22 protein-coding genes, 1 tRNA gene and 1 pseudogene are annotated in these 21,788 nt (G+C 64.8%); 15 read left to right on the plus strand and 9 right to left on the minus strand.

Annotated features, from left to right (window positions below; all coding sequences use genetic code 11):
• Positions 1 to 19: 19 nt before the first annotated feature.
• Both U5A65_RS16155 and U5A65_RS16160 read right to left on the minus strand, forming a co-directional pair.
• Complete coding sequence (locus tag U5A65_RS16155) at positions 20 to 820, minus strand: endonuclease/exonuclease/phosphatase family protein (protein WP_321907407.1); 801 nt, start codon at positions 818 to 820, stop codon at positions 20 to 22.
• Between the two features lie 68 nt (positions 821 to 888).
• The gene (locus tag U5A65_RS16160; protein ID WP_415765063.1) at positions 889 to 1,476 is read right to left on the minus strand and encodes a hypothetical protein; all 588 of its coding nucleotides are present in this window, start codon (positions 1,474 to 1,476) and stop codon (positions 889 to 891) included.
• Positions 1,477 to 1,868: 392 nt separating this feature from the next.
• Here U5A65_RS16160 and U5A65_RS16165 point away from each other — a divergent pair, with 392 nt between their 5' ends.
• The 3 genes from U5A65_RS16165 to U5A65_RS16175 all read left to right on the plus strand — a co-directional run bounded on the left by U5A65_RS16165 (position 1,869) and on the right by U5A65_RS16175 (position 3,999).
• A complete protein-coding gene (locus U5A65_RS16165; RefSeq protein WP_321946799.1) occupies positions 1,869 to 2,186 on the plus strand; it encodes a DUF4148 domain-containing protein in 318 nt (105 codons plus the stop codon).
• Between the two features lie 189 nt (positions 2,187 to 2,375).
• Positions 2,376 to 3,482 (plus strand): NAD(P)/FAD-dependent oxidoreductase, encoded by a 1,107-nt coding sequence (locus tag U5A65_RS16170; RefSeq protein ID WP_321934429.1) that lies wholly within the window; start codon positions 2,376 to 2,378, stop codon positions 3,480 to 3,482.
• A gap of 205 nt (positions 3,483 to 3,687) precedes the next feature.
• On the plus strand, positions 3,688 to 3,999 hold the full coding sequence (locus U5A65_RS16175; protein WP_028203157.1) for a high-potential iron-sulfur protein: 312 nt from the start codon (positions 3,688 to 3,690) through the stop codon (positions 3,997 to 3,999).
• 70 nt (positions 4,000 to 4,069) lie between these two features.
• On the opposite strand, the gene U5A65_RS16180 is transcribed toward U5A65_RS16175, so the two are convergent.
• Together U5A65_RS16180 and U5A65_RS16185 are read right to left on the minus strand one after the other, a co-directional pair.
• Positions 4,070 to 5,584, minus strand: a complete 1,515-nt coding sequence (locus U5A65_RS16180; RefSeq protein ID WP_321946800.1) for an amidase — start codon at positions 5,582 to 5,584, stop codon at positions 4,070 to 4,072.
• Positions 5,585 to 5,766: 182 nt separating this feature from the next.
• Positions 5,767 to 6,465 carry a dienelactone hydrolase family protein gene (locus U5A65_RS16185; RefSeq protein ID WP_321907414.1) on the minus strand — a complete coding sequence of 233 codons (699 nt, stop codon included), beginning with the start codon at positions 6,463 to 6,465 and terminating at the stop codon, positions 5,767 to 5,769.
• A 266-nt stretch (positions 6,466 to 6,731) separates the two neighbouring features.
• On the opposite strand from U5A65_RS16185, the gene U5A65_RS16190 reads away from it, so the two are divergent.
• Entirely contained in the window at positions 6,732 to 7,898 is a 1,167-nt protein-coding gene (locus U5A65_RS16190) for a nitronate monooxygenase (protein WP_321946801.1), read from the plus strand.
• Between the two features lie 569 nt (positions 7,899 to 8,467).
• Positions 8,468 to 9,613: a branched-chain amino acid ABC transporter substrate-binding protein gene (locus U5A65_RS16195; RefSeq protein WP_321907416.1), complete on the plus strand. Its 1,146-nt coding sequence runs from the start codon at positions 8,468 to 8,470 to the stop codon at positions 9,611 to 9,613.
• A 110-nt stretch (positions 9,614 to 9,723) separates the two neighbouring features.
• Here U5A65_RS16195 and U5A65_RS16200 read toward each other — a convergent pair whose 3' ends face one another.
• A complete protein-coding gene (locus U5A65_RS16200; RefSeq protein ID WP_321934427.1) occupies positions 9,724 to 10,944 on the minus strand; it encodes an MFS transporter in 1,221 nt (406 codons plus the stop codon).
• 149 nt (positions 10,945 to 11,093) lie between these two features.
• Here U5A65_RS16200 and U5A65_RS16205 point away from each other — a divergent pair, with 149 nt between their 5' ends.
• From U5A65_RS16205 to U5A65_RS16215, 3 genes are all read left to right on the plus strand, one after another.
• Complete coding sequence (locus U5A65_RS16205; protein WP_321946802.1) at positions 11,094 to 11,771, plus strand: HugZ family protein; 678 nt, start codon at positions 11,094 to 11,096, stop codon at positions 11,769 to 11,771.
• Positions 11,772 to 12,185: 414 nt separating this feature from the next.
• The gene (locus U5A65_RS16210; protein ID WP_069265202.1) at positions 12,186 to 12,494 is read left to right on the plus strand and encodes an H-NS family nucleoid-associated regulatory protein; all 309 of its coding nucleotides are present in this window, start codon (positions 12,186 to 12,188) and stop codon (positions 12,492 to 12,494) included.
• Positions 12,495 to 12,788: 294 nt separating this feature from the next.
• Complete coding sequence (locus U5A65_RS16215) at positions 12,789 to 13,970, plus strand: cation diffusion facilitator family transporter (RefSeq protein WP_321946803.1); 1,182 nt, start codon at positions 12,789 to 12,791, stop codon at positions 13,968 to 13,970.
• Between the two features lie 57 nt (positions 13,971 to 14,027).
• Here U5A65_RS16215 and U5A65_RS16220 read toward each other — a convergent pair whose 3' ends face one another.
• The 3 genes from U5A65_RS16220 to U5A65_RS16230 form a co-directional block, all read right to left on the minus strand.
• Complete coding sequence (locus tag U5A65_RS16220; protein ID WP_174479506.1) at positions 14,028 to 14,498, minus strand: Lrp/AsnC family transcriptional regulator; 471 nt, start codon at positions 14,496 to 14,498, stop codon at positions 14,028 to 14,030.
• Positions 14,499 to 14,575: 77 nt separating this feature from the next.
• Positions 14,576 to 15,208, minus strand: coding sequence for an exonuclease (locus U5A65_RS16225; protein ID WP_321907423.1), 633 nt, complete (start codon positions 15,206 to 15,208; stop codon positions 14,576 to 14,578).
• Positions 15,209 to 15,222: 14 nt separating this feature from the next.
• Positions 15,223 to 15,867 carry an MBL fold metallo-hydrolase gene (locus U5A65_RS16230; protein ID WP_158756708.1) on the minus strand — a complete coding sequence of 215 codons (645 nt, stop codon included), beginning with the start codon at positions 15,865 to 15,867 and terminating at the stop codon, positions 15,223 to 15,225.
• A gap of 785 nt (positions 15,868 to 16,652) precedes the next feature.
• On the opposite strand from U5A65_RS16230, the gene U5A65_RS16235 reads away from it, so the two are divergent.
• On the plus strand, positions 16,653 to 17,252 hold the full coding sequence (locus U5A65_RS16235) for a septal ring lytic transglycosylase RlpA family protein (protein ID WP_321934425.1): 600 nt from the start codon (positions 16,653 to 16,655) through the stop codon (positions 17,250 to 17,252).
• A 154-nt stretch (positions 17,253 to 17,406) separates the two neighbouring features.
• Here the strand turns inward: U5A65_RS16235 and rsmI are convergent, their stop codons facing one another.
• A complete protein-coding gene (rsmI, locus tag U5A65_RS16240; RefSeq protein ID WP_321946804.1) occupies positions 17,407 to 18,309 on the minus strand; it encodes a 16S rRNA (cytidine(1402)-2'-O)-methyltransferase in 903 nt (300 codons plus the stop codon).
• Positions 18,310 to 18,346: 37 nt separating this feature from the next.
• Here rsmI and U5A65_RS16245 point away from each other — a divergent pair, with 37 nt between their 5' ends.
• The 6 genes and pseudogenes from U5A65_RS16245 to U5A65_RS16270 form a co-directional block, all read left to right on the plus strand.
• The gene (locus tag U5A65_RS16245) at positions 18,347 to 18,823 is read left to right on the plus strand and encodes a YraN family protein (protein WP_415765065.1); all 477 of its coding nucleotides are present in this window, start codon (positions 18,347 to 18,349) and stop codon (positions 18,821 to 18,823) included.
• A gap of 113 nt (positions 18,824 to 18,936) precedes the next feature.
• A complete protein-coding gene (locus U5A65_RS16250) occupies positions 18,937 to 19,524 on the plus strand; it encodes a phosphoheptose isomerase (protein WP_233878971.1) in 588 nt (195 codons plus the stop codon).
• Between the two features lie 28 nt (positions 19,525 to 19,552).
• On the plus strand, positions 19,553 to 20,332 hold the full coding sequence (locus U5A65_RS16255; RefSeq protein WP_321907435.1) for a BON domain-containing protein: 780 nt from the start codon (positions 19,553 to 19,555) through the stop codon (positions 20,330 to 20,332).
• On the plus strand, positions 20,332 to 20,679 hold the full coding sequence (locus U5A65_RS16260) for a c-type cytochrome (RefSeq protein WP_321946805.1): 348 nt from the start codon (positions 20,332 to 20,334) through the stop codon (positions 20,677 to 20,679). The genes U5A65_RS16255 and U5A65_RS16260 overlap by 1 nt, the downstream gene beginning before the upstream one ends.
• 67 nt (positions 20,680 to 20,746) lie before the next feature.
• Positions 20,747 to 20,822: transfer RNA gene (locus U5A65_RS16265), tRNA-Ala, on the plus strand.
• Positions 20,823 to 20,999: 177 nt separating this feature from the next.
• Positions 21,000 to 21,164, plus strand: a pseudogene (locus tag U5A65_RS16270) (Arm DNA-binding domain-containing protein); the annotation flags it as partial.
• Between the last annotated feature and the right edge of the window lie 624 nt (positions 21,165 to 21,788).

A 21,788-nucleotide genomic window follows, 5' to 3' on the forward strand; every position in this document is an offset into this window, starting at 1 on the left:
CGCGCCCAGGTTCAGCGCGTCAGTCTTCGAGGCGCAGGCGTGCCATGTACGGCAGGTGGTCGGAGAGCCAGGCGGTTTCCTGCGCGGGCTGGATCAGTTCGACGGGCTTCAGGCCCCGCACGAACATCTTGTCGAGCGCGAGCGCCGGGGAGAACGCCGGGAAAGTGCGCGCCGGTTCGCCAAGCAGCGTCGCGACTTCCTGCAGGCCATGCTCGGCAAACAGCGGCACGGAGTCGTTGCGCCAGTCGTTGAAGTCGCCCGCCAGCACGAGCGGCCCCTGCGGCGCCTCCTTCACGATCCAGTGCGCGATCCAGTTCATCTGCCGCAGCCGCGCGCTGCGCGTGAGCGCAAGATGCGCGCACAGCAGCGTGACGGACTGTCCGGCGACGTTTGCGCGCGCAACGAGCAGCCCGCGACGTTCGAAGCGGTGCGCGGAGATGTCCCAGCGTCCGCCCAGATCGAGCGGATGCGGCGAGAGGATCGCATTGCCGTGCCGCCACGACGGCTTGAACACGTTGGGCCCGAGGGCGATCTGCAATTCGAGCGCGGTGGCGATTTCGGTGGCCTGGCAGTGCCAGACGTCGTCGAGCGGGTCGCCCAGCTGCGCGCCGAAGGCGGAGGCCAGCACCGGCTGCGGCAGGCGGCGCGCCATCGCTTCCTGGAGAAACCAGGCGTCGGCGTGGGTGGACTGCACCCAGCGCCGCATGGCCTCCCAGGCCTCGAAGCCCAGCGGCGAGCGGCCCTTGTGCAGATTCCAGCTCACGGCGACGAAGTCTTTGCTCTGCGAGGTGTCGATGAGCGGTTGTTCGGGATTTCGCATGCGTTTTTTCTAACGGATTGGGTCACGCCGGGTCGTGCTTAGCCTCTGCGCGTTCTCACTGTGCGGTATCACTGCGCGGACGCGGACGGCGGCGCCAGCGTTGCGCGCACCCGGTACGCAAGCGAGGGGTTCTGGTCGACGATCTGCCAGCTCACCCATTGCCCGTCCGGCACGATCAGTCCCGGATGGCTCGCATTCACCTGGCGCGGCTGCGGCGGCAGCCGGCAGCCTTCGGGCGTGCTCGGCGCGGCGTCGGTTTCGAGCGTTTCCTGCGCGTCGATCGACAGGATGACCTGATTCGCGCGCACCTGCAGCGGCGAAACGGTGATCGTGCGCGACAGATCGATACTGCCTGCCGGCTGGTCCTTGCAGCCCACGCTGTGCGAGACGACCTTGTGATGCGTGTCGGTGTGCGCCTGGCCGATCGAGGTCGTGGCATTGAACGCGTCGATTTGCTGGCCGTCGCGCATGACTTGCAGTTCCCACTGCACAGCGCCCTGCGTGACAGGTGCGGTTGCTGGCGCCGCAGCAGACGCAGCGGAGGCGGTTTGCGGCGGGGGCGGCGGCGGTGAGGCCGTCGGGGCTTGCGCCGGCGCGCACGCGCTCGTTCCCGCGAGGGCGGCGAACAGCGTCACGGCAAGGCGATGTTTCCACAACTTCATAGGACTGGCTCCGTGCACGGCGCCGCGCGAAGCGACAGTGTCGGCAACGCTACGGTGGGGCGGATACGTTCTGACCATCGATCCTATACCGGGTTCGCAAACGCCGGACCGCAGCAGTTCACCCAGAGATGGGGACGCGGCGGGCACGCTTCAACCGTGGCGCACCAAGCGATTAGTTATTGAAGTGCAACAACCATAAGTCCGATGGGGTAATTCGCCGGATATTGTTGTCGTGACTGCAACGCAGACTTGTTCCTTATCGGGATGGTTTTTCGATAGCTCGTGTTTACACTGGCCTCGACGTGTCCAACACGTTGTTCGGATTGCACCGGCTGGCCGGCATGGGTTGCAAAGCTTGCCGGGCATCGCCACGAAGGAGTCTCGCCATGAAGAAGTCCGTCACGCTTGCTGCCCTGCTGGTCAGCGCCGCCACCGTCCTTGCCGCCGCGCCCGCATTCGCGAGCGGCGAGTCGGCGCCTGCAGCGGTTCAATCGCTGTCCGTCGCGGCCGTCGCCACGAACACCGCCCCGAAGACGCGCGCCGAAGTGAAGGCCGAACTGGCCAGCGCCCGTGCTCACGGCGGCGAACTGAGTCTGGACCCGAATTCCCCGGCGTATCCGCAGCAATATGCGATGGGCGGTTATACCGCGCCGCGCGAGCAGGTCGCGGCGGGCTTCTTCCACGTTCGCGGCGCCGCCAACTGACGCTCCAGCTGCCGCGTTCTTTGTTCCCTTCCGCTCTTTCCAGGCGAGAGTCTGGCGTAGCCTCGCCGCCGGGCAGCGTACAATTTTTGTCATACGGCGGCGCGATTTTTGCGCCGCTGGCCCCATGGCAGAGAGGATCGCGACGCAGCCGGCCAGTCTGCCGGCGCGGCGAAGGCGGGACGCAGGGACATGGACCAGATCGAATGCGTGGTGATCGGCGCGGGCGTGGTCGGCCTCGCCGTAGCGCGTGCGCTTGCCGCGCGCGGGCGCGAGGTGATCGTGCTCGAAGCCGCCGAGGCTATCGGCACCAGCACCAGCTCGCGCAATAGCGAGGTCATTCACGCCGGGCTCTACTACCCGCGCGGCTCGCTCAAGGCGACGCTCTGCGTGCGCGGGCGCGAAATGCTCTACGAGTACTGCGCGTCGCGCAACGTCGCGCATGCGCGCTGCGGCAAGCTGCTCGTCGCCACGGCGGCGAACCAGATTCCGCAACTCGAGGCGATTCGGGCGCGCGGCAAGGAAAACGGCGTGTTCGACCTCACGCGCATCAGCGGGAGCGAGGCGCTCGCGCTCGAACCGGCGCTCGAATGCGTGGCCGCCGTGTACTCGCCGCAAACCGGCATCGTCGACAGCCATCAGCTCATGCTCGCACTGCAAGGCGACGCCGAGCGCGACGGCGCCGTGATCGCGCTAAAGTCGCCCGTCGAGTCGATCGATGCGCTCGGCGGCGGGTTCACCGTGAGGACGGGCGGCGACGCGCCGATCGACATCCGCGCCGCCTGCGTGGTCAACAGCGCGGGCCTTTATGCCACGAAGCTCGCCAAGCGCATCCGCGGGCTCGACGCGCGCCACGTGCCGCCGTTCTATCTTGCGCGCGGCAATTACTTCAGCGTTTCGGGGCGCGTGCCGTTCACGCGCCTCATCTACCCGATGCCCAACGACGCCGGCCTCGGCGTGCATCTCACGCTCGACCTGGGCGGCCAGGCGCGCTTTGGCCCCGACGTCGAATGGATCGATGCGATCGATTACGACGTCGACCCACGCCGCGCCGATTCTTTCTACGCGCAGATCCGCACCTACTGGCCCGCGCTCCCCGACGGCGCGCTGCAGCCGGCCTACGCGGGCATCCGCCCGAAACTCTCCGGCCCGGGCGAAGCCCCCGCCGACTTCATGATCCAGGGGGCGGCGTCGCATGGCGTGCGCGGGCTCGTGAACCTGTTCGGCATCGAGTCGCCGGGGCTCACGGCGTCGCTCGCGATCGCGCAGCGCGTGTGCGAGATGGCTTCGTTCGATTGATCGGTGGGCGCGTCATTGCCGCCCAAGCGGCATCATGCCGCTGACTTATCTCCGGCATTGCAGCGCCACCGGGGCTTGCTTCGTTGTTAAGCTTCTTCGCGACGCCGCCACCAGAGCGGCTCAGAGGCATGCGCGGCGCGCGCCACACGAAAATCGCCGCGCGAAAACCCAGCGAATGAATCGCCACAATACTGGAGTGAGTCACATGAAATCGTCCCGCCGCAGCTTTCTGATTACGAGCATCGGCGTCGCTTCGACGCTCGCGCTTTCGCGCCAGGCCTTCGCCGACGCGCCCAAGGCTGCAGAATCCGATCCCACCTCCCAGGCGCTCGGCTACAAGCTCGACGCGACCAAGGTCGACAAGGCGAAGTTCGCGAAGTATGCCGCTGGCCAGGACTGCAGCAACTGCACGTTCTACCAGGGCAAGGCCACCGACGCGTTCGCGCCGTGCCCGATGTTCGGCGGCAAGCAGGTCGCGGGCAAGGGCTGGTGCAGCGCCTACAACAAGAAGGCGTGATGAAACGGCGCGGGCGGCGCAGCGCGTAGACCCCACACGCCCCGCCGCCCGCGCGTCGTCCGTAAGCGCGCTAGAGTCGCGCCTGCAGCAACGGCGGGCGGCGGTTGAACCACGGCCGCGCCGCCTCCAGTTGCGCAGCGAGGCGCAGCAACAAGGCGTCGTTGCCCTCGCGGGCGGCGAACTGAACGCCAATCGGCAGCCCGCGAGCGTTCCACGCGAGCGGCACCGACATCGACGGCTGGCCCGTCAGATTGAACAGCTCCGTGCACCCCGCCCACGCGAACGCCTTGTTCGAGGCTTCGGTCAGCAGCTTTCTCATCAGTACTTCCATCGGCATGGCCGTGACCGCGCGCATCTGGATGCGCTCGCTCTGGCTCGGCTTCAGTTCGCCGATCTTCACCGGCGGCGCGGCGAGCGTCGGGCACAGCAGCACGTCGTAGCGCTTCATCAGGTCGGCGAGCTGCGCCGTGATGCGCTGCTGCACGTCGAGTGCCGCAGGCAGCTCGCGCTCGCCGAGCTTCTGGCCGACGTGCGCCATGGCCCACGTCGAGATCTCGAACTCGCGGCGGCGCGGCTTCGTGCCCGTGATGTCGTCCGCGTGCAGCACGTACTGTTCGGCCACCACCGACCACAGCATGAGGAACGCCTCGCGCGCCTCCGAGTAATTCACGGGCAGCGAATACGGCTCCACGCGGTGGCCGAGCGAGGTGAGCAGGGCGGCGGCATCGTCGAGCGCGCCGCGCACTTCGGGCGAGAGCGTGTCCGCGAACATCGGCTCGGTCAGCAGCGCGACGGCGAGCGGCTTCGAGCCGTCTAGCGGCGTGCGCGCGGCGTCGAGGAAGGTGCCGGGCGCACCGGCAGGCAGCGCGGGGTCGCCGGCGATCAGGTCGAGCATGAGCGCGCTGTCACGCACGCTGCGCGAAACCGCGAGATCGACGCCGAGCGCACCGGGCGGCGGCGGCACGTCGGACGCCGGCTGGAACGCGCGCGACGGTTTGAAGCCGAAGAGCCCGCAGCACGACGCCGGGATGCGGATCGACCCGCCGCCGTCGGACGCGTGCGCGAGCGGCACGATGCCCGCCGCGACCGAAGCGGCCGCGCCGCCGCTCGAGCCGCCGGGCGTGTGATCGAGGTTCCAAGGGTTGCGGCACGGGCCGAACAGCTCGGGCTCGGTGTACGGCATCTGCCCGAGTTCGGAGGCGCTCGTCTTGCCGAAGATGTTCAGGCCCGCAGCGCGAAATCGCGCGACCACGGGCGCATCGGCGGTAGGGATGTAGTGGCGGTAGTGGCGGCTGCCGAGCGTCATGCGCAGCCCGGCCACCGCCGCGCCGAGGTCCTTCACGAGAAACGGTACGCCTGCGAGCGGGCCTTCGGTTAGCGCGTTCACGCCGTTGCCGGACGCCTCGATGCGCAGCGCACGCTCGCGCGCGGCCTCGTAGTCCTTGAGGACGATGGCGTTGATTGCGGGATTGGTGGCTTCCGCGCGGGAGATGGCGGTGTCGAGCAGTTCGCGCGCGCTCACTTCGCGGCGGCGCACGAGATCGGCGAGGCCGATGGCGTCGTATTCCAGATAGTCGGACTGCAAGGCGCGCACTCCTCGTCGTCGGGTTGGGGCTGGGTTTGCTCGAAACGGGCAGCGTACGCAAGGAGTGTAAGCGGGCGGCGCGTTCGCCGGGTGTGTCGTTGCGCGCGCATCGACGCATCAACGCGCGCGCATGACGACAGACGGGCGGCGGCAAGACGGCCGCCGCCCGCGAGACAACGGTATTACAGATGCTCGGCGAGGAAGCTCAGCGTGCGGCCGTGCGCGAGCGCCGAAGCATGCTGGTTGTACGACGCGCGCACCGAGCAGTTGAAGCCGTGATCGGCGTTCGGGTACAGGTGGAATTCGGCGTTCGGACGGCCCGCGAAACGCTCCTTCACCTGGCCCACCGCCGAGAGCGGAATGCCGTGATCGAGTTCGGCGTAGTGGAAGAGGATCGGCTTGGTGACCTTGTCGGCGAGGTCGAGCTGATTCTGGATGCCGCCGCCGTAGTAGGACACCGCTGCATCCACCGAGCCGCTCGCGGCCGCGAGATAGGCGAGACGCCCGCCGAAGCAGTAGCCGATCGCCGCGACCTTGCCCGTGCACTCGGGCAGCGCGCGCAGCGTGGCCGCCGTCGCGGCGATGTCCTCGACCACGAGATTGACGTCCGTCTTCTGCATCAGCGCGATGCCGCGGTCGCGGTCCGCGCCCACGTATTCGAGCTCGACGCGCGGGGCCGCACGCCAGAACACGTCGGGGGCGATCGCCACGTAGCCGTCGAGCGCGTATTGCTCGACGACGTCGCGGATGTGCCCGTTCACGCCGAAGATTTCCTGCAGGATGACGATGCCCGGGCCCTTGCCGCCCTTGGGCAGCGCGAGATACGCGCCGAAGCTGTCATTGCCGGCGGGAATGTCGATCCATCTGGTCGAAACGCTCATGTTGTTTCTCCGTCTTCATTAAGGAGTCGTGCAACGCGCCGCGGTGGGCTGGCCGTGTGCAGGCAGCGGGTCAGCGCGCCGCCCGCGGCGCATCGCGAAATCGGGGAGCCAGTTTGCCATAGGCCCTTGACCCTCTGCAGCGCAGGTCAATCTCGCAAGCGGATCGTAATGATCTCGATTATTCATTTTTCGGGCAGGCGGGGTTTGGCTAGAGTCGGGAGCGATTTGCATCGTCACGCCTCATTCAGCCAGACAAGGATCGCGTCATGAATTCTGTTCCCGCGTTGCGCACGTCGCCCGACTTTTCCACCCCGTTCAGCCGCCGGTTCGGTTTGCGCCTGCCGCTCGTGCAAGGGCCGATGGCGGGCGGTCCGACCACGCCGGCGCTCGTCGCGGCGGTTTCGAACGCGGGGGGACTCGGCTTTCTCGCTGGGGCGGCGCTTGCGCCCGAGAAGATCGCGAGCGAAGTCGCCGCGATTCGCGCGCTCACGGACAAGCCCTTCGGCGTGAATCTCTTCGTGCTCGAGCCGGCGAATCCCGACGACGCCACGGTGCGCCGCGCACTCGAAGCCATCGATCCGGTGGCCGCGCACCTTGGCCTGCCGCCAGGCGAGGCGCTCGCACGCTACGCGCCGGACTTTCGCGCGCAGCTCGAAACGGTGATCGAGCTGCGCGTGCCGGTCGTGAGCTTTACGTTCGGCCTCTTGCCAGCAGCCGACGTCGCGCGCCTGCACGCGGCGGGCAGCTACGTGTTGGGCACGGCGACGCACGTGGCTGAAGGTCTCGCTTGGCGCGACGCGGGCGCGGATGCCATCGTCGCGCAAGGCGCCGAAGCGGGCGGCCATCGCGGCACGTTCATCGGCGAGGCGCCGCACGCGCTCGTGGGCACGATGGCGCTCGTGCCGCAGCTTGTGGATGCGGTGGATGCCGCCGGCCTGCCCGTGCTGGCGGCGGGCGGAATCATGGACGGGCGCGGCATCGTCGCGGCGCTCGCGCTGGGTGCGCAAGGCGTGCAGATGGGCACCGCGTTTCTTGGCAGTGCGCAAAGCGCGATTCCCGCCGACTGGAAGGCGCGGCTGCGTGCATCGACGGATACGGCGACCTCGGTTACGCGCGCGATCACCGGGCGCCACGCGCGCGGCATTCGCAACGCACTCATGCAGCAACTCGAAGCGAAGCCCGAGACGGTCGCGCCGTACCCCGTGCAGAACGCGCTCACGCAACCGTTGCGGCAGCACGCGGCGCGCGCTAACGACGGCGATTATCTTTCGCTGTGGTCGGGCCAGGGCGCACCGCTCTCTCTCGCGCGCGAGGACGGTCTTGGCGCAGGCCAGATCGTCGAAGCGCTCGACGCCGAATGGCGCGCGGTGCTCGGCAAACTCAGCGGCGAAATCAGTGGCGAAATCAGCGGCAAACCCAGTCACGAATCGTGAGGCACGTAGCCGCATGAGATGGGCGCGGGCAACGCATCGGCATCCGAAATTAATCGAATACTTACTTGAACCGGCACGCGTCAAAAACGCGTGCCCGGCAGCAATACAACTCGCAAACGTTATCGCGAATGCGAGGGATTTTCATATCGTCGTAATGCGTCCTGGTGTATTCCCGGAACGCGTGCGCTAACACACCAATAACTCCCGTCAAATAATCTCAAAAATGATTCGCGCCGCGCGCCTCAGGGAATCTCCCAATAATTGGATCCAAAGTCGGGATGCCTTATTACATAAGCCTTGCGGTCGATTGATCAGGGTTTCGAACTGTTGTTGCAGGACGCATATTGGTACTCGCACCAATATCTGAAAAAAGTCCCCCAAATTAATTTGATCACCTACACTTGCGCGCAAGTATGGATGGGCGGCCCGCCATGAACGGGTCATTCGACATACTGGCCAGGTGCATCAAGGATGCATCCTGCGTGGTCGTCCGCACGGGGAGCGACACGTTCGGGGCGCGGGAGCACTGGGCGATTACGTAGCTTTTGGGTTCGAAACTGGAGACTTACATGAATATCAAGCTTCACAAGCTGTTGCCGATCAGCGCGGCGGCCATGCTGGCAGCGTCGTTCGCAACGGTGTCGAGCGCCGACGAAACGATCAAGATTGGTCACGTCGCGCCGCTTACGGGCGGTATTGCGCACCTCGGCAAAGACAACGAAAACGGCGCACGTCTCGCAGTCGAAGAGATCAACGCGAAGGGCCTCACGATCAACGGTCAGAAGATCACGCTCGTGCTCGACGCACAGGACGACGCAGCTGACCCGCGCACGGCTACCCAGGTTGCGCAGAAGCTCGTCGACGACAAGGTCGTTGCCGTTGTCGGCCACTTGAACTCGGGCACGTCGATCCCGGCATCGAAGATCTACAGCGATGCGGGCATCGTGCAGATCTCGCCGTCGGCCACGAACCCGGCCTACACGCAACAAGGCTTCAAGACGACCTATCGTGTCGTGGCGACCGACGCCCAGCAAGGCCCGGCGCTCGCGAACTACGCGGCGAAGAACCTGAAGGTCAAGACCGTTGCCGTGGTCGACGACTCGACGGCTTATGGCCAGGGTCTCGCGAACGAATTCGAGAAGACCGCCAAGGCGCTCGGCATGAACGTGGTGTCGCATGACGCGACCAACGACAAGGCCGTCGACTTCCGCGCCATTCTGACGAAGATCAAGGGCGAAAACCCCGACGCGATCATGTACGGCGGCATGGACGCCACCGGCGGCCCGTTCGCGAAGCAAGCCAAGCAGCTTGGCCTGCGCGCGAAGGTGCTCGCGGGTGACGGCGTCTGTACCGACAAGCTGGCCGACCTGGCCGGCGACGCGACCGACAACATCGTGTGTTCGGAAGCCGGCATGGCGCTCGAAAAGATGCCGGGCGGCAAGGAATTCGAAGCCAAGTTCGAGAAGCGCTTCGGCCAGCCGATCCAGATCTACGCACCGTTCACGTATGACGCCGTGTACATCATCGTCGACGCGATGAAGCGTGCGAACTCGACCGATCCGGCCAAGATCCTCGCCGCCATGCCGACGACGGATTACAAGGGCGTGATTGGCGAGACGACCTTCGACTCGAAGGGCGACCTCAAGCACGGCGTGATCTCGCTGTACAACTACAAGTCGGGCAAGAAGTCGCTGCTCGACGTCGTGAAGATGTAAGTCGCGTTTCGCGATTTCGCTCACGCGATTGGAAAAGCCCGCGGGTTTCGGCCCGTGGGCTTTTTTTCGTCCGGAGTATCGCGCGACGCTTGAGTCGATGCGCTGCGCTTTTAGATCCCCAACCGCCGCAACACCTTCGGCCCTGCAAACGCCACGAGCGCCGCGCACAATGCAACGACGGCGAGCCCGACCGTGAGATTGGTCACCTGCGTAATGCCGCCGATCACCACCGGCCCGAACAGCAAGCCGAAATACGCGATGCCCGCCACGTGCGCGAGCCCTTCGGCTGCGTGAATGCCTTTCACGCGCGCGGCGGCCGCGAACAGCACCGGCATCATGTTGGCGAGGCCGAGGCCCATGAGCGTGAAGCCCGTGAGCGCCGTGAACGAGAACGGCAGCAGCAGCGCGCCGATCATGCCCGCGCATGCCAGCGAGGCGCTCGCCATCACGAGCTGCGGCGCGCCAAAGCGTGCGCGCACGGCGTCGCCGGCGAAGCGCGCCGCGGCCATGCCGCCCGAGAACGCCGCGTAAGCTGCGCTGGCGAGGGCAGGCGTTGCGAGCACGACGTCGCGCATATAGACCGTGGCCCAGTCATACATCGCGCCTTCGGCGATCAGCGCGATGAGCGCGATGGCGCCAAGCGCCCACAGCGCGGGCGTGCGCCAGCGGTTGCCGGTTTTTGCGTGCTCGCCGTGCGTGGCGTGCGGCACATGCGGCAGGACGGCCGGGCACGAAACAAAGAGCACGAGCGCCGCAAGCGCCGACGCCAGAAAGAGGTGCAGCGCCGGCGCCATGCCGTGCGCGAGCAGCGCGCCGCCAATCGCCGCGCCCGCCATGCCGCCCAGGCTGAACATGCCGTGCAGCCCCGACATGATCGGCTTGCCGACGGCTTCTTCCACGGCACTCGCTTCGGCGTTCATGGCGACGTCGAGCGTGGCCATGCCCACGCCGAAAAACGCGAGCACGACGATCAGCATCCAGTAGTACGGAACCACCAGGATCAGCGCGCCGCACACGGACATCGTGAGGCCGCCTGCGAGGCACGCGCGTCGCGAACCCACGCGCGCGATCCAGCCGCCGATGGTCGTCATCGCCGCGATCGAGCCGCCTGCCACCGCGAAAAGCGCGTAGGAAAGCAGCGCCGCGCTCAAATGGAACTTGTCGCGCACGGTCGGCACGTGCACGCCCCACGACGCGTACATCATGCCGGCGATGAAAAAGAGCGCCATGGTCGCGATACGCGCGCGATGACGCGTGGCGGCGGGCAGCGCCCGATGGTGGGCGGCGGGGCTCGCCACGGAGATGGCGGGATCGGTCGTTCGGTCGGACACGGGAATTCCGGGCAGAAGGAAGAGAGGAGACCAGGAAGGCGTCTGAAAGCAAACGATGATTCTAGCGAAGGTGCGACTCGGCTGTCGGAGCGCGTTTGCCGAGGCAACTGCTCTAATATCGAGAGGATCCGCCGTTCGAGGACGCGCCCTTGAAGATTCCTGCCCACGCCCCGCTGCATTTGCTGCATCAAACGCCCACCGGCACGCTCGCCACGCACTCGCGCGAGCCGCGCGGCTTCCCGTATCCCACGCTGCTGCCATTCGCACCCGACGCGCGGCACCGCCCGGTGATCCTCGTGAGCCGCCTCGCCGAGCACACGCGCAATCTGCTCGATGACCCGCGCGCGGGCTTTCTCGTCGCGCACGCGCCGGACGCCGACGTGCTGAACGCGCCGCGCGCCACGCTGCTCGGCCGCTTCGAACCGGTCGATGCTGCCGACCGCGAAGCGAACGAGGCGCTGGCGCGGCGCTACGTGCGCTATCACCCGGACGCCGAGCGTTATCTCGCACTCGGCGACTTCACCTTCTGGGTCATGCAGGTTGAGCGGCTGCGTTATATCGGCGGGTTTGGCGCGATGGGCTGGATGGAGGGCGCCGATCTCGACACGCTGGAGCCACTCGCACCCGCCGACGAAACCACGCTGATCCGCTTTTTCGAAGCCCACCCCGCGCGCCGCGCCGGACTCGATCTGGCAGGGGTGGACCGCTACGGCGCCGATCTTGTGATCGACGGCGCGCGCACACGCTTCGTTTTCGATGCGCCGCAGTTTGATTTGCAAACCTTGCATGCGGTGCTAGCGGACTGCATTGAGCGCCATATGCCCTGACGGGATTTTGTGTTCCGTGTGGGCGTTATCCGCCCGTGTATATAGCGTGTCGTCTCATGCTGCTTCGCAGCAACCCGTTTCTGTCCCCGTTGATTGGCCCAAAGTTGTCATGGGATGAAATGTTTGACGTATTTCAAAGCATTTAATTTTCATCCGCTGCTAATTATGAGATGGGGATTTATCTGGCAAATGCGAGATTTAGTAAAAATACCGATTTGCACGAAATGACAATGAGTTAGACGCTTGCTGGAAGCGACAGGATTCGAAATTTGGTTTAAATTATTTTTATTCCTTACGCGCATCCCGGCATTCAATTCTGTGTTAATCTCGCCACCGATTTCCGAGGCGCGCATCTATCAATCGGCATACTGGCGCGAGATCAGTAGCCATTAAGATCAAACCACAAGGGCACCTATGTCTTCCTACAAGGAACTCCTCGCTCAGCGAGAAAAGCTGGAAAAGCAGATTGAAGAGGCGAAGGCTCGCGAATATGCCGAGGTCCTCGACGAAATCAAGCAGAAAATGGCCGACTACGGCATCACCCTGGCAGAACTCGGTGGCGGCCGCGCCAGCGCCAAGGCCGCAAAGGCAGCCAGCCGCTCGCGTGCAAGCGTCGCGCCGAAATACCGCGATCCCGACAGCGGCAGCACGTGGTCGGGCCGTGGCAAGCCGCCGCGCTGGATCGCCGGTCAAGACCGCGATCGTTTTCTGATCCAGAAGTAAATCAACTTGTCAGTGGCGCGTTTGAACGCGCTGCGCATGAGTCGAAGCAGAAGCGGAATCAGGCAAGGTATCGCCTGATTTCCGAAAACAAGAAGCCGCGCAGTCCGGGGACGCGCGGCTTTTTGATTTTCTGCGCCGCGCCAGGTGGGAACGCGCAGTATCCGCGGCTTGAATGAGAATGCTTCCTGGTATTGTAGGCATCTGATTTAAAAGAGATTTTTAGGGGAATCCATAAAATCGACGCATCCGGTCGCTACAATCGCGGTTATTCCCTAATTTGCTCTCTCGCCGCGCATGACTGCTTCCGTCGCCCCACCGTTATCAGATAAACACGCAGTCGCGCGGCGGACCACGTGGGTCAGCGTTGGCGTCAATAGTGTTCTGGTGGTGCTGCAAATCGTCATCGGCGTGATTGCGCATTCGCAGGCGTTGATTGCCGACGGCGTACATTCACTGGCCGATATTGTTTCCGACTTTGTCGTGCTGCTGGCCAACCGGCATAGCGGCGCAAAGCCGGACGCCGATCATAACTACGGCCACAGCCGTTATGAAACGGTCGCGTCGTTATTCCTCGGCGCATTATTGATTGCGGTGGGCGTGGGCATGCTGGTGCGCGCCGGCACGCGCATCATGAATCTCGGCGATATTCCGGCGCTGCACGTGAGCGCGCTGGTCGTTGCACTCCTCGTGCTGGTTTCCAAGGAAGGGCTCTTTCGCTACATGCTGCGCGAGGCGCAGCGCGTGCGCTCGGCCATGCTGATCGCCAATGCGTGGCATGCGCGCTCGGACGCGGCTTCGTCACTCGTGGTGGCGATCGGTATTGTGGGTAGCCTCGCGGGCGTGCGGCTGCTCGATCCGATCGCGGCGGCCATTGTCGGCTTTATGGTCGCGCGCATGGGCTGGGTGTTCGGCTGGGACGCGCTGCAGGACCTCTCCGACCGCGCGCTCGACGAAGCCGCGGCCGCCGACTTGCGCGCGCTGCTGATGGGGACGCCCGGCGTTCTCGACGTGCACGAGATGCGCACGCGCAAGACCGGCGACCTCGCGCTCGTGGATGCGCACATCCTCGTCGATCCGCTGATTTCAGTTTCAGAAGGGCATTACATTGCGGAGACGGCGCGCGCTCGCCTGCTCACCGATCCACGCGTGCTCGACGCGCTGATACACGTCGATCCCGAAGACGACATGCATGTGCGCTCCGTGGCCAATCTGCCGCCGCGCGACGACGTGTCGGAGCGCTTGCGTAATGCGCTGGCGCAGCACGACGTGCATGTCGAAGCGGTGACGCTGCACTACTTGAGCACGGGGCTGGAAATTCAGGTGGTGCTGGCGGCGGCCGACGACGCGCGCCGCCTTGCCTCAGTGGACCTGGATGCGCTGCGCGCGCGCCTGGGCGCGAGCAAGCTCGACGTGATGCAGTCGCTCGATGCACACGGCACGCTGGCAACGCACGACAAACCGCGCGAGACAGATTGAATCGCGAATCGCGAAGAGTAAGCGGCGCGGCAAAAACGCCGCCGCGCCTTCGCGGCTTCAAAGCGGCAATTGCGTGTCGAACTTGATTTCCCGCAGCACGACGCTCGTGCGCACCTGCGCCACGGCGGGAATGCGGAAGATGCGCTCGTGCAGGAAGGCGTCATAGGCCTTGATGTCGGGCGCAACGATCTTGAGGATGTAGTCCGATTCGCCCGTGGTGCTGTAGCACTCGGTGACTTCGGGGCAGGTGGCGATCTCGCGCTCGAACGCTTCGACGCCGCCTTCGGTGTGTCGCGTGAGATGGATATGCGCGAGCGCGCAGACGTGCAGGCCGAGCTTCTCGCGATCGAGCAGCGCCGTGTAGCGCTGGATCACGCCCGACTGTTCCATGTCCTTGATTCGGCGCCAGCACGGCGTGCTGGATAGCCCCACCTGGTCGGAGATTTCCTGCACCGAGCGGCGCGCGTCGAGCTGCAGCAGGCGCAGGATCTTCTGAGAGAACGTATCGAGTGTCAACTGCGCCTCCATTGCGTCGCTGTATTCCTGAATGTTAGAGGCCAGGAGAACAGAACGCAATGCGAAGCGCAAATGATGAGGGAGATTACCTAATTTGCCGGAGCGCTCGCGGCGTTTTGCCCTGAGTCGTCCCCATCAGCGGCGAGCGCGGCTTGCTGCGCGCGCAGGTCGGCCAGCATGTTGCAGAAGAGGGCGCCTTGCTCGATCGCGTCGTCGAGCGCGACGTGCGTGTGCGGATGGTCGTCGAACCAGTGCTTCGGAAAGCGCGGCTTGATGCACTTGCGGTACGGCAGGCCCGTCATCGCGAAGGCAAGTGTCTTGATGTCGAGCGCCGACCACGAGAACGGGCAGCGCCCGGCGAAGCGCATCATGTACCAGAACATGAAGGTGAAATCGAAGCCCGCCGGCATGGCCACGAACACGGGCTTGCCGGGCAGCGCCTCCACCCATTCCACATAGGCGACGAGCGCCGCCGCCGGATCTTGCAGATCCTTGCGGCAAGCGGCCCACGCCTCGGGCTGCGTCTCCCACCAGGCGGCTTGCACCGGGTGCGGCGCGGCGCCTTCGAGCATCTCGAGATTGGCCGAGAACGTGGCGATCAAACGCTTGTCGGCGGTGTACGCCGCCGAAGCGAAACTCAGCATCGAGTGCGGGCCGGGAATGGGACCATCGGCCTCGACGTCGGTGCTGACGTAAATCTCCTCAATGGCAGCTTGATTCATCGTACTTTTCACTCTCATCCAGGTACGCCATCTGCGACGTAGGGGTTGGAGCGGCGCTCCTCGCCGAATGTCGAAACCGGGCCGTGGCCCGGCACGAACGTGACGTCGTCGCCGAGTGGCCAGAGCTTTTCACGGATCGAACGAATCAGGTCGGCATGATTGCCGCGCGGAAAGTCCGTGCGGCCGATCGAACCCGCGAACAGCACGTCGCCCACCGTGGCGACCCGGTGCTTGCGGCTAAAGAAGATCACATGACCCGGCGTGTGCCCGGGGCAGTGATAGACCTCGAGTTCTTCGTCGCCAAAACGCACCGTGTCGCCGTCATGAAGCCAGCGCGTGGGCTCGAACGCCTCGGCGTGACCGAAGCCGAAGCGCACGCTCTGCTGCGGCAACTGATCGATCCAGAAGCGCTCGTCTTCCTGCGGTCCTTCGATCGGCACGCCGAACTTTGCAGCGAGCGCCTTCGCGCCGGCGCAATGGTCGAGATGGCCATGCGTGAGCAGCACCTTTTCCAGCTGCACGCCCTGGCGCTCGATCTCGGCCTCGATGCGCTCGAGATCGCCGCCCGGATCGACGACGGCGGCACGGTTCGTCGTTTCGTCGACGAGCAGCGAGCAGTTTTGCTGGAACGGCGTGACGGGAATCAGCGTGATTTTCATGCGGGGTTCGTGGGCGGTTTTGTGCGGCTTAGGTCTTGCGGAGCGCAAGCCGCGGCGCTTCGAAAGCGACGGTGCGCGCCGGTGGCCACAGCCAAAGGATCGATTGTACCGGGGTGCAGGAAGCGCCGCCGACGCTGCTCGCGGTGGCCTGAATCCCTTGTCAGACAAGGGATGCGGCGGCGCAAGACAAACGGCTTTGTTACATCAATAGTGAAAAATCATGGAGTTTTGTGGGGCATCGGCGTGACAGGAATAACTTTTGGGTATAATGCGATCCATCACGCACGGAATTCGTGCTTTCAAAGGGCGGTGTGACCTTCGCAAAAAAAGAGGTCGCGTACACCGCCGTCAAGCAGTGCTGTCGTTGAAGACGGGCCGAAGAAGGCTGCCTTACAACAAGATAGCAAATCAGGTGTCGAATCCGTTCGACGCCGCACGTCTTGCCCAGCCAGGTGCCACGCGCCTGCAACGGCCTACATGCCGTGACGCTGGGTGGGGCCTACGCCGCCGTTCCTGTGCGCCGAGAGTTTCCGGCGCGCCTGAACGAGTTTCATCGTTCGATGGCGGCATGTGGGGTCTGGTCAGGCTGCCGGGGACAGGTTGCGCCAGACGTGAAAGATAACTAGCGGTTAGCGGCTAAATAGGGCTGCATCCGGGCATTGGCACGCGTTCGCCTTTTTCATTCCAGGCGAGCGATGGCGTAGCTTTGCCCGCGACCGCCGAAGCCTTTCCGACAACGCGCACACATGGCGCGGGACAGGCTTCGAACACGTGATGGCAATGTTATGAACCTTAGACTGACTCGACGAAGACTCGGGAGTCTCGCAGCCGTGTCCATTCTGGCCGGTTGTGCCATGCCGCCTGCCCAGCAGGACCAGGCATCCAGCGACGCTCTTCGCACGAAGGACGCCGCCTTCACCGCGCCGCAGGGCTACGGCTCCGCGCTCGCCGCGCTGCCCGCATCGGGCACCGCCAAGGACAACTCGCTCGCGAACGCCGATGCGATCGACGAGAACAGCCCGGACGTTCACTCGTTCCACCAGACCGGCCGCGCCTCGTGGTATGGCCGCGCGTTCCACGGCCGCCGCACCGCAAGCGGCGAGCGCTTCAACATGAAGGCGCTCACCGCTGCGCACCGCACGCTGCCGCTCGGCTCATACGTGCGCGTGAGCGTGCCCGGCACGTCGAAGTGGGTGGTGGTGAAGATCAACGACCGTGGCCCGTACGCTCGTGGCCGCGTGCTCGACCTCTCGTATGCCGCTGCCAAGCTCCTTGGCGTGCAGCACGCGGGTACGGCGAAGGTGGACATCGAAGGCCTCACGCGCCAGGAAGCGAAGGCCGCGCAAGCGGAGATGGTTGCCGCGAACTCGAGTATCGACAACTAAGCGCGTTCGTTTGGGCGTGGCGCTGAGTGCCCGCGACGCGCCTGAGACTGAACCGCCTTGTAGCGTTGGATGTATATACGAAGGGCCGCCTGATTGACGCAGGCGGCCCTTCGGTTTTTCTGGCTCGTGTTTTTGGTTGTTATCGGCTGGCGGCTCAGTCGTCCGCGTCTTCCTCGCCTTCACCCTTCAATTCGAGCGCACGCGCGTAGAGCGCGTTACGCGACGCGCCCGTGAGCGCCGCCGCGATCTTCGCCGCGCCCTTCACCGGCACTTCCTGAAGCAGCACACGCAAGAGCGCGTCGTGATCGGCTTCGCCTTGCGCCTGCTCGCTCGCGCCTTCCACTGCCAACACGAACTCGCCGCGCTGGCGGTTTGCATCCGCTGCCAGCCACGTTGGCGCTTCGGCCAGGGTGCCGCTCCAGAGCGACTCGTGTAGCTTCGTCAATTCGCGGGCGATGAGGATGCGGCGCGCGGGGCCGAACGCATCGGCGAGCGACTGCACGGTTTCGACGATGCGATGCGGGGCTTCGTAAAACACCATCGCGTGCGTATGCGCGGCGAGCGGCTGCAAAGCGGCTGCGCGTTGCTTGGGCTTGGGCGGCAGAAAACCGAGGAACGTGAACGTCGACACCCAGTCGCCGGCCGCAGAAAGCGCCGTTGCGAGCGCGCTTGCGCCGGGCAGCGGCACGACGTTCAGGCCGGCGGCGCGCACGGCGTCCACGAGCTTGGCACCCGGATCGGAAATGCCGGGCGTGCCCGCGTCGGAAACACAGGCCACGCGCTCGCCCGCGCGCAGAAACTCGATCACGCGTTGCGCCGCTTCGCGCTCGTTGTGCTCGTGCACGGCGACGAGCGGCTTCGAAATGCCGTAGCGCGCGAGAAGCTGGCCGGTGTTGCGCGTGTCCTCGGCGGCGATGCGATCGACGAGACCGAGCACGTGCAGCGCGCGCAAGGTGATGTCGGCGACATTGCCAATGGGCGTTGCCACGACGTACAGCGTGGCGGCCGGATACTGCTGGGCCTGTGCGAGTTCGAAGGGGGACGAGAGGGACGTCATGACACGGAACGCGCGAATGCAGGAAAAGAGGCCGACATTGTGCCACGCGGGCGCGAACGCACCCGAGCGAAGCGGCGCGAACGAACGCGTACGCGCAGACAACTTTAGTGCGCGAGCGCAGTCGAATGCCAAACGCCGCGCGACAGGTGCGCGTTTCGAAGCGCATGCGCTAGCGTTTTTGCGGCGCGAAGGGTTGGAGCTTGTCGCGCGCAACGTGAATTGTCGAGGTGGCGAACTCGATCTCGTGATGCGCGAGCGAGACGGCACGCTGGTGTTCGTGGAAGTCCGCGCACGCGCGCGGCCGGAATTCGGCGGCGCGGCGGCAAGCGTGGGGTGGCGCAAACAGCAGCGCGTTCTGCGCGCGGCGCGCTACTTTCTAGCGACGTGGCAACCCGCCGATGCAAGTGGTGAAGTGCTGACGGCGCCCGCGTGCCGCTTCGACGTGATCGCGTTCGAGAGCGGCCGGCTCGTGTGGCTGCGCGACGCGTTTCATGCAGAAGCCCACGACAGCTAAAACTGAGGCAATAAAAACAAGGGTGAAAATGAACGCCCTCGAGTGCGCTAAACTTGCGGCACGCCGCAATACGCGGAAATTTTGCGATACCCGCAGTACAGATTAGAGAGTCGATGTCCGTCGAACGCATTCAACAGCACTTCCGCGATAGCGCAGCCATTACGCTCGCGGCCATGGAAACCCTGGCGGTCCCAATTGCCGCCGCGGTCGATACGATGTTCGCCGCGCTGGCGAACAGCAACAAGATCCTTGCATGCGGCAATGGCGGCTCCGCTGCCAACGCCCAGCAACTCGCCGCCGAACTGATCGGCCGGTTCGAGCGCGAACGCCCGGGCCTGCCAGCGCTCGCGCTGACCACCGACGCCTCGGTGCTCACCGCCGTTGCCAACGACTACGCGTACGAGCAGGTATTCGCGAAGCAGGTGCGCGCGCTCGGCCAGCCGGGCGACGTGCTGCTCGCCATCACGACCTCTGGAAACTCGGTGAACGTGCTGGCCGCCATTCAGGAAGCGCACGAACGCGAGATGGTCGTGATCGCGCTGACCGGCAAGGGCGGCGGCGACGTGAACAGCGTGCTCGCCGATACCGACATTCAGCTGTGCGTGCCGAGCGATCGGACGGCGCGTATTCAGGAAGTGCATCAGTTAACACTCCACTGCCTGTGCGATGGCATCGACGCGATGCTGCTGGGCGAAGACTGACACCGTAAGACGAAGAGAGGGGAAGTTGATGAGCAGATACGGCATGACGCGCGCGCTGGCACGGACCACGCTCACGATCGGCTTCGCAGCCTCGCTCTGCGCAAGCCTGCAGGGCTGCTTCCTGGCGCTGGCGGGCGCGGCGGGCGGCACGGCGCTGGTGGCAACCGACCGCCGCACGGTAGGCTCGCAAACCGAGGACCGCGAGATCCAGGTGAAGGCGCTGGCCGATCTCGGCAAACAACTGCCCGATACGGCGCACGTGAACGTGGCGGTGTTCAACCAGCGCGTGCTGCTCACGGGCGAAGTGCCTGACGACGCCTCGAAGCAGAAGGCCGAGAGCATTGTGCGAGCCGTGACGAATGTTGGTTCGATCGTGAACGAACTGGCGGTGCAGCCGGCTAGCTCGTTTTCCTCGCGCGCGAACGACTCGTACCTCGAAGGACGCGTGAAGGCGGAGCTGATTGCCTATAAGGACATCTCCGCGAACAATTTCAAGGTGGTGAGCGAGCGCGGCACGGTTTATCTGATGGGGCTTGTGACGCCCGACGAAGGCAACATCGCTGCCAACGCGACCGCCGGAGTGATGGGCGTGACGCAGGTGGTGAAGTGCTATCAGTACATCGATCCGCAACAGGCGGTGGCGACGGCGGCTGCGGCCAGTGCGCCGGCGGCGGCGCCTGCCGCCGATGCGCCGACGGTGGGAGCGGTGCCGGATTCGGGGGTGACCTCGCAGCCTATTGAGCACCAGGCGCCCGCGCCAGTGACGAATTCTTCGGCTACGCGGCCGGGGAATGCGGGGGCTATGTGATGCGAGGTTTTGTTGGTGGTTTTGTTGCGGCGGTGGTGGTTGCTGGGGCGGGTTTTGGAGTCGCTTCGCCGGCTTTTGCTGCTGTCGCGGATGGGTTGAAGGTGGCTCAGGCTAATGCTTGCATGGGGTGCCATGCGGTGGATCGCAAGCTTGTTGGACCCTCGTTCAAGGATGTCGCTGCGAAGTACAAGGGCGATGCCGCCGCGCAGGCCAAGCTGGAGAAGAAGGTGCGGGACGGTGGGGCTGGGGTTTGGGGGGCTATTCCTATGCCCTCTCATCCTGGGATGAGCGCTGGAGATATTCAGTCCGTCGTGGGCTGGGTGCTCGCTGGGGCGCCTTCGAAGTAGGTTTGCGTGGGGTCAAATTTGACGCTTGGCAAAACTGATTTTGTGTGGGTAGAATCGGTAGTTCGTTGGGGCGGTAGCTCAGCTGGGAGAGCGTCGCGTTCGCAATGCGAAGGTCGGGAGTTCGATCCTCCTCCGCTCCACCAAGAACATGTCTGAAGTTGTACGAGAAAGTCATGAAACCCGCGTAGCTGAAAGGCTCCGCGGGTTTTTTGTTTCTGGCGATGTCTGAGAGTATCTGTTGACAGCTGCCCCCAAGCGGGGAAGACTTTGGGGGCAGCGGGTCATCTTGCAAAAGCAGTATTCCCCAGCCCGGTTCCCGTATGCCGCTAACCGAAGCATCCATCAGGAGCACCGGCCCCGTCGAAAAACCGAGGAAGCTCTTCGATAGCGGTGGACTGTGCCTGCTCGTCACACCGCGGGGTGGCAGGTTGTGGCGGCTTAAGTACCGATTCGGCGGTAAGGAGAAAAGCCTGTCGCTTGGCATCTAGCGTAATCAAACATTGGAATGCGGATTGGAGTATGCGGCGCTGAACCATGGAACCGACTACGCCCTGATGGAGAGCGGACGCGACGCCTGTATCGTTCACCTGCTCTTCAATCACGCGATCCTCGCAGATCTCTCCGACTGCAGCTATGGTGATTACCGGTGCTGCTCATCCCACGGGAACGCCTCGCGCAGCGGTAGGGCCCGGCGGGCCTGCATGCTCGATCACCGTGGTCATTGATTGATTCCTCATGTCAGCGCTATCCGCGCCCTGTGCGGCTGTGCTCCGCCACATAAGGGAGGATGCATTCGTGCGCATGGCGTTGCTCGGCTCGATCGAATCAGGCGCGCTTGAGGGAACGAAGCAACAGTTGCTACGACAAATTCAACGGCTCGAGCAGGGTATGGTGCGTGGCGTGCGCTTTGTGCGATGATCGTTGCGCAGTTCTGCTTGTGGGCGCGCGGCTTACGCAACGGGTGAATCAGACAGACGCCCGTACGATGTTCACGCCCGCCACCCTTGTCCAGATCGACACGGGCAAGGAGTCGACGAAGCAGGTGACATGTACCGGCGCCGGGGCTGAAACTCATGGAGCTGCTCGAGCTCTTTCATAGCATCATCCAC

The sequence above is a fragment of the Paraburkholderia sp. J10-1 genome (assembly GCF_905220165.1).
Lineage (GTDB): Bacteria > Pseudomonadota > Gammaproteobacteria > Burkholderiales > Burkholderiaceae > Paraburkholderia.